The 13183-nt window shown below is 42.0% G+C and carries 9 protein-coding genes; 5 read left to right on the forward strand and 4 right to left on the reverse strand.

Annotation, left to right across the window (positions count from 1 at the left end; all coding sequences use genetic code 11):
* Positions 1-837: AraC family transcriptional regulator (locus tag MHN81_RS08790; protein WP_239425550.1), on the reverse strand; the 837-nt coding region annotated here is incomplete at its 3' end.
* A 482-nt stretch (positions 838-1319) separates the two neighbouring features.
* Between MHN81_RS08790 and MHN81_RS08795 the strand changes: the two genes are divergently transcribed.
* The 4 genes from MHN81_RS08795 to MHN81_RS28070 all read left to right on the forward strand — a co-directional run bounded on the left by MHN81_RS08795 (position 1320) and on the right by MHN81_RS28070 (position 5152).
* The gene (locus MHN81_RS08795) at positions 1320-2378 is read left to right on the forward strand and encodes a kelch repeat-containing protein (protein WP_023401986.1); all 1059 of its coding nucleotides are present in this window, start codon (positions 1320-1322) and stop codon (positions 2376-2378) included.
* Positions 2379-3107: 729 nt separating this feature from the next.
* The gene (locus tag MHN81_RS08800; protein WP_239425551.1) at positions 3108-3923 is read left to right on the forward strand and encodes an ABC transporter substrate-binding protein; all 816 of its coding nucleotides are present in this window, start codon (positions 3108-3110) and stop codon (positions 3921-3923) included.
* Positions 3924-3946: 23 nt separating this feature from the next.
* A complete protein-coding gene (locus MHN81_RS08805) occupies positions 3947-4192 on the forward strand; it encodes a hypothetical protein (RefSeq protein WP_155250827.1) in 246 nt (81 codons plus the stop codon).
* 825 nt (positions 4193-5017) lie between these two features.
* A complete protein-coding gene (locus MHN81_RS28070) occupies positions 5018-5152 on the forward strand; it encodes a hypothetical protein (RefSeq protein WP_275446969.1) in 135 nt (44 codons plus the stop codon).
* A gap of 114 nt (positions 5153-5266) precedes the next feature.
* On the opposite strand, the gene MHN81_RS08810 is transcribed toward MHN81_RS28070, so the two are convergent.
* Positions 5267-6361, reverse strand: a complete 1095-nt coding sequence (locus MHN81_RS08810; protein WP_023401990.1) for a hypothetical protein — start codon at positions 6359-6361, stop codon at positions 5267-5269.
* 278 nt (positions 6362-6639) lie between these two features.
* On the opposite strand from MHN81_RS08810, the gene MHN81_RS08815 reads away from it, so the two are divergent.
* Positions 6640-8763, forward strand: coding sequence for a TonB-dependent siderophore receptor (locus tag MHN81_RS08815; protein WP_239425552.1), 2124 nt, complete (start codon positions 6640-6642; stop codon positions 8761-8763).
* A gap of 64 nt (positions 8764-8827) precedes the next feature.
* On the opposite strand, the gene MHN81_RS08820 is transcribed toward MHN81_RS08815, so the two are convergent.
* Both MHN81_RS08820 and MHN81_RS08825 read right to left on the reverse strand, forming a co-directional pair.
* On the reverse strand, positions 8828-11932 hold the full coding sequence (locus tag MHN81_RS08820; RefSeq protein ID WP_023401992.1) for an efflux RND transporter permease subunit: 3105 nt from the start codon (positions 11930-11932) through the stop codon (positions 8828-8830).
* A complete protein-coding gene (locus tag MHN81_RS08825; protein ID WP_023401993.1) occupies positions 11929-13101 on the reverse strand; it encodes an efflux RND transporter periplasmic adaptor subunit in 1173 nt (390 codons plus the stop codon). Before MHN81_RS08825 ends, MHN81_RS08820 begins: the two co-directional genes overlap by 4 nt.
* Between the last annotated feature and the right edge of the window lie 82 nt (positions 13102-13183).

The raw sequence follows: 13183 nt of genomic DNA on the forward strand, positions 1-13183 counted from the left end.
TTTTTCCCTCATAATATTTTTCAGTTCGTCTGATATTGCATCCATTTTATCTAGGCTTAAAGTTGCACTTCTGGTTTGTGCAGACACGGGTTCTCCTTTATCTTCTTTAGTTAAAATAGGTTGATTGAGTGCCAACTGCGCAAAAGCGAGTAAAACGACGGCCTCAAAAAACGGCAGAAGCTTCAACCATGGTAGCTTCCAACCGGTTAAGGTTGGAACGTAAGAGAGTGAGTAGCAAAGCCAAACAATTCCCCACAGCATCAACATGATCCTAAACCAGTCCAGTGATCTGGATTGTATTTCTGCAAAGCGCTCCATTAATTGCTGACGATGTCTGGCGTGAACTTGCAGTGCTTTGATGAAATAAAAGGCATTGAACACCATAAATACCAGCATATTTGCGACACAAGTGTACAAGGCGACTTTAAAATGCTCTGGATTACGAGTCGCGGGATCTGCCAAAGCGAGCTTTTCTGCTGATGTGAATCCGATTGCAAATGGCAGCATCACAAGTATCGCAACCACGGGCCCAATCATGGCCAGAGCATAGCTTTTCTTGGAAATAGACAGGTTTGGTGACATAGTTGCACAGGCATAAAAAAACAACGCGGGACCGAGCAGGATACGGACTGGCATTTGCATGCCTACTAAAGCAGGGAAGTACTGATATGCTCCAGTATAAATAACGAGTTCTCCGCTAACATGTATAAGCAGCAAGAATAATAGCGCGATGAGGTAAGTTGTTTGTGGCTGTTTGGGCTTGTTCACAGCTTGCACAAGCGCAAGTAAAATTGCGCCCCACATACCGGAATAGATGACGGTGTCTAAAACATCCATAATTTCCCTCATACTAGATATAGTAGATTTAAACTCGCAGTATAGTATGTATGTGTAACACCCATGTAAAGATGAAGGAGTCAGGCTATTGAATTTTAATTAATAAATTTATGAGCAGAAAGTAATGACTAGATTAATCAATTTTATTGACTGATTTTAGCGGCCTTGCCAATTGTTAGGGATAATCTAAAAAGACTAAGTGGTACATTTATTTTTTAAGGGAGTAGGGAGCTAGTTGCTAAGTTACTATGAGCTTCATTCGCTGTAATTAGGCTGCCATCAGAGCAACATCTTTTGAATATTCATGGCCATAATGATTTGGTGTTTAACTGAATTTACAGCGGTTTGGCGCATTTCTATCTACTATTGTAATGGATGTGTTATTTATCAATAGTCGAAAATTGATGATAAGCGAGCGTGTATATTGATCCCGCAATCCATATCGTCGGTATAAATTTTTAGTCCAAAATTAAGGAGTGCCAATGCGTTGTTTATCTGCGAAAGTCAATTTAGTGGTACAAAGCTGTATAGTGCTAAGTGGTTTAGCTTCGGGCAGTGTTTGGTCAAGTACTAAAGCAGTTGAAAACAGCGTTAATTATTGGCAGCAAGCCCCCAGCTTACCCGTTGCATTTCAAGAAGTTTATCCGGCTGTATTTAAAGAGCGGATAATCACAGGAGGAGGATTTACTCCGTCTCAGTCACCGTCATTTTTTGGACTTGGGCCAACCAAAGATGTATATATTTTGAATCCACCAACGGGTCAATGGCAAAAAGCCCCATCGTTGCCCGAGCCGCGTCATCATTTGGGCATGGTTAGTAATCGACACTATGTCTATGGTATTGGTGGCTACGCCGGGCCTAAAAGCAACGCGTGGCAAATCAAAAAGTCTGTGTTCAGGTTGGATGGTAAATTTCAAGCTTGGCGTTCTGGGCCCACTTTACCAATCCCTCTGGCAGAATCTGTGTATGCCAACGTCGGAAAGTATATTCACGTTATTGGCGGCAAAACAATCTCTTCCGAAACAGGCAAAAATGTCGACTCAAACGCCCACTATGTTCTGGTCAACAATGCTTATTGGCGCAAAGCAAAGCCTGCTTCGATTAAACGAAATTCCGCAGCAAGTGCTGTGGTTGGTGACAAAATTTATGTGTTTGGCGGGCGTTCCGCGAGTGAAGGCAGCAAAAACTTAAACCATGCGGAAGTCTATGATACAAAAATGGATACATGGACCACAATAAGCCCGCTACCTGTGGCTTCGGCGGGGCTTTCAGCCAGTGTACTTGATGGCAAAGTGATTGTGACAGGTGGAGAAGTGTTTGGCCCTAACCACCAGTGGAAATTGGGAAAAGCGTTTAAACATGCTTGGCGCTATGACCCAGATACAGACAAGTGGGAGACGTTACCCGATATGCCACAAGCACGGCATGGCCATGGCTCTGTGACACTGAATAATACTCTGTATTTGATTGGCGGCGCGGCAAAAGTTGGACCACAAAATACATTGCAAAGCACGTTATCATTGCAAGGAAATAACGAATAGAAAAGTGATGTAAGAGAGTAACGGCTTAAGTAAAAGGTTACTCTCAGTGAAATTCGTAAAAAAACCGCAGTATTTCCACTTAATTGCAGTACTGCTAGCTTCTTATTTGAAAGAGTAATGCGATGTCAAAGCAACGCTTTTACTTCACCAAAACTCAGTTGCGCCTGATATTTCTCATCGTCGCTTTGCCGCCATACATTCTTTCGCAATCTGCGGCAGTTCGCCAAGCATAATCATAATCCCAAGAGTAAAACTGCTCATGCCATAGTAAGACACCATTTTTGTGGCGATATATCTTTAGTCCGACTGGGTTTGCTTCCGGTTCCCACGTGTGCTGAATCAGGACAATTACTCTCAATAAGGCGGTGGCGCAATGACAATTTACTTTTTAGCGATGTAAGAGACAGAGCAACCTACTTCATAATGCAGAAATTTGGATTTTTCAGCCCTCGCCAACTGCCGATATCGCATAGCAGTAGTGCTCGTTTCTGTGGCTATAAGAGCGTACTACTTTCAGTCGCTGGCTTTCTCTTAAAGGCGATCCCACGCGCGTCGTGCTTATTATCTGAAATGAGGTATTTTCAACGAACTAGCAATCACGTTGATGGGGTTAGCCCCTAGCAACTAACCGCTAGCCAATAACATGTACTAGACTTACTTAAAAAGATACTTTGTATAAAGTAGTAACGAATACTGAGCTACTTTTGGATTTAGAATAATTGAGAAAGCATGAAATATTATTTGATGATGATCTTGTTTTATTTTTCGCTGCCTTGCGCACCTAGCAGCGGTGAAAAAATAACACTCTATACAGAAGAATTCCCCCCTTACAACTTTTCGCAACAAAATGAAATAAAAGGAATAAATACCGAAGTTGTGATGGAAGCATGTAGGGTTTCTGGTATTGACTGTGAATTAGTACTGTTGCCTTGGGCAAGAGCCATGAAAAATACAAAATTAAATAAAAACTCAGGCTTGTTCTCTACCTCGCGCACCCCGGCCAGAGAAGATAAGTTTAAGTGGGTTGGCCCTCTTGTTTACAGTGTTACCTGCTTCTATAAGCTTAAAGAAAACAAAGATTTGATTATCCATTCAACTGACGATCTTAAGCATTTTACGATTGGTTTAATGCGCCTTGACATCTATCAATTAGTGTTTGATGACTTACAGCTAAAAGAGGGAATACACTACTTAACATTTGCTGAAAAGCATCAAGAAATGGAGCTGTTTAAAAAAGGAAAGCTGGACTTAATCATAGGTTCTTCTGTTACGTTGGGAGCCCAACTAAAAAAAGCAGGGTTAACTTTTTCAGATGTAGAACCTGTCTTTGTTCTAGAGCACAGATCTTTAAAAGGAAATTATTTAGCAATGAATAAAAATATCGATGATGTTATTGTGAAAAAACTTCAACGCTCTATTGATTATTTGAAGCAAAATCTGCATGTAGATACTATTGTCGAACAATACCTTCCTTATCCAAATCAGGTATATAAGAGCCATGCTAAGAGGCTTGGACAGTGCTCCGGAAAAACGACCATTTATTAATCAAAACTATACTTAAAGATTTTATGGCCCTGCAAAGTCGTATCACAGCGTTTAAAGTACACAAAGGGTATGTAACTTGGAAGTACTACGACAATAATGGTTCAAGTGGCACAATGGCAAGATCGTATATCAGTTACCATAGCAAGAACATTAATGGTACAAGTCGTATTCATCAGATCACTCAAACCGCAGATAATAATTTTAATGACGCTCAAGTGATTAGAGAGTTCCAGATTAAAAATAACAAGGCTTGTTTGGAAATTTGCTGATGCAAGTCATAACTGTGGTATTGGGTGTATATCTGATGTAGCTCATTGTAAGTAATGTCGCGATAGCCGCTCACCGGGCCTAGAAGCGATCACATCTATTGCGCATTCAAGTATAAATATAATGGGAATATTACTGATTTTTATATTAGTAGTTACGGATCATATGCTTAGAGGGTATTTAATCGTTTAAATAAAATTTCCGGTGATTCTTACCCGAGAAATACTCGCCTAACAAACTGTGGCTCTAGAGTGCCAATATTTCCATAACCAGTAAATAAACTAGTAACTTTTCACCAAAGAGTTTGAGCTCTTTGGTGAAATAACATGGGCAAAAGAACGTAGTATCCCCACTTATTTTGCGCCACTGCTAGTGTCTCATTTGAATGAGTAATGCGATGGTAAGGTTATGTTTTTACTTCACAAAAACTCAGTTGTGCCTGATATTTCTCATTGTCGCTTTACCGCCATACATTCTTTCGCAATCAGCCGCAGTACGCCAAGCATAATCATAATCCCAAGAGTAAAGCTGCTCATGCCATAGTAAGACTCCATTTTTGTGGCAAAAAACTTCTACTCCAATAGGCTTGTACGTCAGAAAATGGTCAACGTATTTTAACTAGCCTGTCGAGTACAGATAAAGTGTATTCAAAGCGGCTCAATAAAAGTTAAATCTTTGTTTATTAATTTTATTTTGTATTTTTTTGCTGAATTCATAAATAAATCAGGCTGCCATCAAGTGATGAATGGCGGGCTTGTGCAGTCTTGTTTTTACTGTATTCAAAGGTGCTGAGTTATGCCTTTTTGACTTTTAATAAGGAGATGAAAATGCGTTTAATCAAACCAATCTATTTAGTTATTGTTACTGTATTACTTACTATTGAGCTTGCCTCGAGTGAGGAGTGTCTTGAAAAAGCAAGTTATTTTGCTATTGGAAAAAACCCACCAATCTTCACAACATAAAACTCTAAAATAAGTAGGCTTTAATGCGTATTTCGGATTTTATCTAAATTAAGCTTACGTACTTTGGCAATACTGAAATAGCGCAAAGGCTTTCCTTTGCGCCTTACTATATCTTTATTTGTACATATCCATGGTCGTATATCTATCAAACGTCATGTCTGTTAAAGGCGCACTTTGCCTTATTGCGACAGTGTTGGCTGGAGTATTTGCTAAGAATACCGTTTGGGCTCCATCGGTAAAGCTGTCGTTATGAATACACTGAGGTCTGATGGCGAGTGCACTACCATCATTTGGCACTTCAAATAGCGTAAAATGGAAATGCTGTGTTTTAACCGTACGATAGTAACCATCTTCGTGGTCTATATCTCTTCGTCTACCCAGCAATATTCGCGACTTTGTGGATCTATGAAAAACGGGATCAGAGCCAGTCGCTGGCAGCCAAATATGTGGAAATGGGTGGTGTTCTACGAATAGGCCTCCGCCTTTATGCACGCCAAATTGATAGTCGGTGACGTATTGCGGGAGCTTTTGGTCATATTGGATCCCCCACAAATCTTGAATAAACCCTAAGGCAAATTCTTCTTTAGGTCTTAACAAAGTGCCACCGTAGTAGGCAAGCGTTTGTAAATACTCTTGTTGAGATTTTGCATCACCGCCGTATGTGAGTACTGGAAACTCAAGGTGTTCGGTGTCGCAGATTAGCTGACCCGTACTACCAAATACATTGGATGCGCCATCTAAACCTGGGATCCCACCACCATCTGTCGCTGATGTCCAAAACCCAGATACGCTGAGCGCATGTTTATTACCAGGAGGGTTGTGTGTTGCTTCGTCATGCAGTCGGTTTAAGCGTGTAACCAAATCTGCTTCTGGATTAAGTGGTGCACAATCGCTTTGTACAACGAGGTTATCTGCATCTGGATCTAGGTGAACCAAAGTACCTGTTCTAATTGGGCCAAATAGCCCTGTGGTGGTTAGCAGCAGTTGCTCATCAGCACTGCGGTTTAATACCGCACCGTTTAAAAACTCAAAGTTGTTATCTAAATCTGCTTTGCTAACGCCAATATTGACGTGATCCCACCGAGGCTCACGCATTTGGCTCTCTCTGTATTGGTCTAAGGTTTCCCTGCCTAGCGAAGATGGGGGTTGTGCAGTGGACGACAAGCTTAGGCCTCGATCACTGGTTTTTTTGGGTATGACATGTGACATTTTCTTGCTCCTTCAGTTTGACGGTTTGTTGCTTAGAGACAGCTATCTCTACTCAAAAGAAAGCTGTATTTACAAGTTAGAGCAAGAAAGGTAGAAAAAAACATTACGCTTTATTACAGCGTTCTAGAAGCTGGAAGCAGGTTAGGTAACTGTCAGTCAGTTCGGTAAATACAGAAAAATACTTTGCAACAAATACTTAAACGATAATCCTTAACACTCGCATTGACACATGCTAAAGTACCCAAAAACGTTATAACATATCAAATAAAGGATTTGTAATGAAACCCCTAAACTATGCTTGTCGTTTAAGCGTACTTTCTCTGTCACTTGCTGCCATTTTCTCTGCTCACGCCGACAACGGTATTGAAAAAATAGAAGTCACGGGTGAACGCCAAGCTTATCGTGGTGAGTTCACACACTTGCAATCACCTGAATCTACTTTCGAGTTCGACTCACAGCTCATTGAAAATACCGGATTAACTGACCTGACAGATGTTCTAGACATGTCAGCATCAGTTAGCCGTCAAAACAGTTTGGGCGGGCTTTGGGATAGCTATGCAATACGTGGCTTTTTTGGCGATGAGAATGTACCCAGTGGCTACCTAGTCAATGGTTTTAATGCTGGACGAGGGTTTTCAGGGCCGCGCGATGTATCAGGTATCGAGCGTGTCGAAGTATTAAAAGGACCAAAGGCTGCTTTATATGGTCGTGGCGAGCCGGGTGGTTCAATTAACTTGGTGACAAAAAAACCGACATTTGACTCTGCAAGTTCGATTGCATTGACCGCGGGTAGTCGCGCTCACCGTCGCTTAGAAGCCGATGTAAATGCAGTATTTGCCGATGATGTTGCGGGTCGCTTTATTGGATTCTATCAAGAAGAAGATAGTTTCCGAGACACCATAGAAACGCAAAAACAAGGGTTTATGGCTTCGCTATTATTTGAACAAAGCGAACGTTCTAGTATTTCTTATGAATTAGAATACGCTGAGCATGAGATCCCGTTTGATCGTGGCATTATCGCACTTGGCGGTAACTTTGATTTTATGCCAATTGAACGTTTCTTAGGGGAGCCTGGAGATGGGCCAACGACCACAAGTGTACTTGGTCATCAGCTAAAGTGGGATTACGACCTTAATGAAACATGGACGCTTAGCACCGCCGCTGCGTATCGACAAACTGAGCTTGATAGCTTTTCAAGCGATGCTGAAATAGCGCCTCAATTTCAAAAGTTTTATCTAGATGGCCAAACTCTGGCGCGTCAGCACCGTGAGCGTCATTATGACACTGATCAATACGTTGTACGTTTTGAACTCGCTGGTGAAATAGAAACAGGTGCTATCACGCACAATATTATTGTGGGTGTGGATTACGACAGGTTTGAATATGATCGTTCTTATCTTGTCGCGCGTGGTAAGCCGTTGCAGTTAAATCCAACAGACGCAGAAATGTATGCGATAAATGTGCACAAGCCTGTATATGGTCAGTTTACACCTGGAACACGCGTTCCTGCGATTGTTCGTCAGCAAAATCAATGGGCAACTGGTTTGTATATTCAGAACCAAATGGCATTAACTGATGCGCTTTCGGTCCGTATAGGTGGTCGCTTTGACTCATTAAAGCAAACTTTAGAAGACAAGGTAAAAGGCCGTAACACTGAGCAGTCTGAAAACCGCTTTAGCCCGCAGCTCGGCGTGGTATTCCAAGTGGCGGACAATTGGTCTTTATACTCGACCTATGGCGAAGGTTACCGACTAAACTTTGGTGCCAACGCCCAAGGTAGTGCTTTTGATCCAAACGAAACGGAATCGATAGAGTTTGGTAGTAAATGGTCTTTACTTGACAATAACTTAGACATTACGTTTGCTTATTTTGACAGTGAACAGAAGAACATCATTGTCGCGGACATCAAGAATCTAGGCAGCCATCTTGCCATTGGTGAAGCAAGTAGCGCGGGTTATGAGCTAGACATTGCTGGTCAATTACCTGCCGATATTGAAATTCGATTCTCTTACATGTTGTTAGATGCACAAGTTGAAGAAGACTATGTAGATACAGGTATTTTTGCAGCAATTAAAAAGGGTGACGATCTGCTCAATATTCCAGAGCACTCTGCAAGTCTACAGCTGAGCCAGTACTATGAGGTTGGTGGTAATGCACTGACAGTGGGCGGGGGTTTACAATATGTAGATGAAAGACTTGGTCAACGTGGTTCAGACTTCTACTTACCATCTTATGTGACTGCAAACTTCTTTGCACAATATGATTTGAGCGACAACTGGGCAGTAAAAGCACAAGTGCACAATGCATTTGATCGTACACACTATACGAATTCGTATACTCAGATGTGGGTACAGCCGGGCGAGCCTCGTAAAATCTTAGTTTCGACGTCTTATCAGTTCTAATTGATGTGAACTGATAAGTCTCAAAAAGCAATGCCTTGGTCAGTCTCCCTGCCAAGGCATTTTTTTATGCCTGTTGCGTAGCCAAACTGCGTTTTAGTATGGTAAATAGTCGTTTGATATCTTCTATCACAACATATAAACAGGGCACCAAGACCAGTGTAACTATGGTCGCAAACACGACTGAGAAGCTTAGCGAAATCGCGGTAGGGATAACAAATTGTGCCTGTAGGCTAGATTCAAACATAATAGGCACTAACCCTAGAAAGGTGGTCAACGAGGTCAATAAGATAGCCCTAAAACGTGATACGCCAGCACGGATGACGGCTTCTTTCATGTCCAAGCCGTTCTCTCTGTTTTTGTTTATCACATCTGTCATAACAAGCGAGTCATTGATCACAACACCGGCTGCTGCAACTATCCCAAAAATAGACATCATGCTTACACTGTATCCCAAGAAATAGTGGCCCCATAGAGCACCGACCAAAGAAAATGGGATCACAGACATGACGATGACAGGTTGTACATAACTTTGTAGTGGTAACGCTAATAAAAGGTAGACAACTAGTAGCCCTACGATAGCAAAGCTGACCACTTGGCTTTGCTCCTTGCGCTGTGCTAATAAGTCGCCTCCCAACTGTGTCATTAACTCAGGGTATTTGACATTTAACTCGGGCAGTATTTGCTCTTCGATTACATCAGAAACTTGTTTTATCGCAGTTTGCTGTTGGTCAACATTAGCACTGATGGTGACCACTTGATGACCTTGTTCTCGGGTGATAACGGAAATCCCTGGCACTTCCACTGTTTCAGCAACATCTCCAAAGAAGACCTGTTCACCGTTTTTAAGGCTTATTACGGTGCGTTCCAAAGCACTTATACGTTCGCGATTTTGTTCCAACCCTTTGACCATGAATACAACTTCTTGTCCATCACGCATCACACGTTGCATCTCAATACCGTAAAATCGAGCGGATACTTGTTGTGTGACGTCCCTCGCTGTGAGTTGCAGCTGATGAGCAAGTGGCTTTAGCTTTACCTGATATTCGGTTTGTGCGCTATCTAAAGAAGAGAAGACGCTATGAACTCCCTGGATTTCATTCACTCTGTCGATGAAATCCTTACTTGCGAGTTGTAAAGTAGCAATGTCATGGGCAAATAGCTGATACTGAAGGTCGCCTTTTTCTGCGATATCAATGACGTCTGATTCGATCGTGAGTTTTTTCACCCCTGGAATATTAGGTAGTTGTTCACGCCAGCGTCTAGCCAATTCAAAAGTATCAAAAGGGCGGTCGGCTTCAGGAATAAGCGGAGTGACTACTTCAGCTTCGGTGAGGTGATCGACACGTGTATACATGGCCTCGACCATGCCTTTTCCTGTTTCAGCTTTGATATTGCTCTCAACACGTTGAATTACATCTTCTATTTGCGCGACTGCGGCGAGCGTTTGTGCTTCTGAAACATTGTGATTCATTTGGATATTAATCGATGGGTAGTCGTGAGGAACTTTTGGGACTGCTGTGAAACGCACCTGACCGCTAATTAATAAACTTATAGCAAAGACAAACAAGCAAACAAACCCAATAATCACCGCATAGCGGTGATTGATACTACTTGTTAGCAGCGGTACGTAGCGATTGTGCAAAGCTTGCTGGAATTTGTTGTTAAAGCGCACTCGCCAGTGGTTGTCAGGCAGTGTAGGTATCGGGGTTGCGGCCAAATGCGCTGGCAAAATCAGTTTGGATTCAATCAAACTGAAGAACAAACACAAAATGCATACACCGGCAATGGCAATAAATTGGCCTGAGTTAGGACCTGTACTGAGCATAAAAGGCATAAAAACTGCGATGGTAGTCAGTACACCGAACGTGGCAGGCATCGCGACTTTTTGGGCTCCGAGTATTACTTGTGTATTTGAATGTCCGTGGTGTTCTATTTGATCACAGACGCTTTCACCTATGACAATAGCATCGTCCACAACAATCCCAAGCACCATAATAAACGCGAAGAGTGATACTAAGTTAATGGTGATCCCCAAAAATGGCATCAGCCAAAATGCACCGAGCATGGCGACAGGTAAACCCACCATGACCCACAAAGCTAAACGTGTGCGCAAAAAAACCGCCAACACAATAAACACCAGAATGGCACCTTGAGCTAAATTAGTGAGCATCATATTTAAGCGACCATCGAGGTAATATGTCACATCAACAAATTCATAAATGTCTATTTCATCAGGCAGTGTTTGGCGCTTGCGCTCAATATATGGTTTAACAGTATCAACGACATGAGTTAATGATTGCTCTTTGGAAGCTAACACCATTATGTACAGTGCGCGTTTGCCATTAAATCGGCCCTGATTGAGTGACTCTTTAAAACCATCTTTAATATTGGCAATGTCTTTAAGGTGCACTTTTTCGCCTAATATACCTGTCAGTATCGGCACTTCGGCCAAACCTGCACCGAAATACTGGCGCTGCTCTAACCTTAAATAGATATTACCGCTGGCTGTTTTTATTTGACCTGCTGAGAGGTTGTCTGATTGTGCATGCAGTGCCGAAACAACTTGCGCAAGCGTTAAATTATACTCTCTAAGCTTGTTAGGTAAGATTTCAATGGCAACTTCGTAGTCGGGCATTGCTGACAAATCAACATAAGAGATCCCTTTAAGTTGCAGTAGTTCATCTTTCATTTCATCGCCGAGTTGTTTGAGTGCAACTGGGTTTTCAAGTCCTGAGACGACGATGCTAAATGCTCTTTGGCGCTGAACATTTTCATATACAAGCAAGGGGTCCATATTTGAAGGAAATGTGGCAATGCTGTCTAGCTTGAGTTTTATCTCGTCTAGTCGCGATGCCATGTCTTCACCATTGTGCAATTGAATTTCAACTCGACCACGTGAAGGGGAAGCGGTGCTAATGATGCGTTTTACACCAACTTGGGGTTTAAGTGCCTGTTCAATTTTAAGTAGGATATTCTCTTCGATCTCTTTTGCAGATGCCCCAAGCTGTATTGCTCTGACAGTCACTTTATTACTCTCAGACAAAGGAAAGGTTTGGCGCTGAATACTGTTGTAACTGAGCAGTCCCATACACACAATCAACAACAACATTAAGTTAGCTGCAACAGGGTGATTTACAAAATAACTTATCAGACCTTGTCGCTGATTCATTGCCTATCTCCTTTCTCTGCAAGTTGCAGGTGCCCAGTTTGTAATTTGACTTGCATACCACTTTGCGGATATTCAGGGAGTTGAGTAACCATTTGATAGTTATCTAATTTTGGTGCTTCTAACAAAACAAAGTCTTGTTCTTTTCGAATGGTTTCTGTTGTATATTTGACCAGTTTGTTATTTGAAGATAATAACCACACCGCGTTATCTTTTAGCTGTGCTTGGGGGGTTTTTAGTACATTTTTCAGTGTGATCCCAGTTACATTGGCTTCTAAAAACTGGCCAAAATAAAGAGGCGATTTATCATTGTTAAGTGCATAAGGGTCGTCAATTTGAATAACATAGTAGGCCATGCGAGTACGCTCACTAAAGCGCCCTATATGCCGTGTTAAAGTGCCCAATCGTGTAATATTCTCGGCGCTTATTTTTACGTTTTTAGCGGGAAGTTTAGGTAAAAATGGACGGTCAAAACCGGCGACAGGGACCTGAACTTCACCATAACTTAAGTTGGCCAGCTGCCCTAAACCCTGACCTTTAGAAACCACCTGACCTAGGCCTGTGTTACGGCTGAGTATCAGTGCATCATAGGGCGCGTAGTATTTTGTTCTGAAAAGGTTTTGCTCTGCTTTGTCTAGGCTGGCTTGAGCGGCTTTAAGGTGTGCCTTTGCACTGGCAACTTGAGGTTTCCTAAGGGCCAGCGCTGTGGTATTGGGAATATGAGCCCACTCTTTCTTTGCTACCTCTGCTTTGGCTAGCTCTTCTGAGAGCTGCGCTTGGGCTAATGCGACGCCCGCTTGTTTGTCTTTTACTTCTGTTTCATAGTCAAAAGTGTCAAGTGTTGCTAATACTTCACCTTTTTTGACAATGCCACCTTCAATAAACTTCATGTTTAGCCACGCTATTTTGCCACCAAGTTCAAAAGCGACATCCGTTTTTTCGGCAGGTTGTAATACACCGGATAAAGAAAGCGTTGTTTGATAATCGACAATATTGAGTGGTTGGGCTACAACATGGGGACGTGTATCCACAGGCGGTGTTATTGCCGCACTTTTTTTACCAAATTTTAGTAGCGCTGCACATGCCGAACCACCTGTTACTAACACCACAAGCAAAATCGCAATTCGCTTTGTATGTTTATGAAAATAAGACTTATTTTTATTTATTCTCATGAAAATGTCTCTGTTCGCACCTGGTTTGATTGTAAACATTATGTTTCAAATTTAACTAACCAACTAAACTAATTGAAATTAT

It is taken from the genome of Pseudoalteromonas sp. Of7M-16, assembly GCF_022347805.1.
GTDB lineage: Bacteria > Pseudomonadota > Gammaproteobacteria > Enterobacterales > Alteromonadaceae > Pseudoalteromonas > Pseudoalteromonas luteoviolacea_F.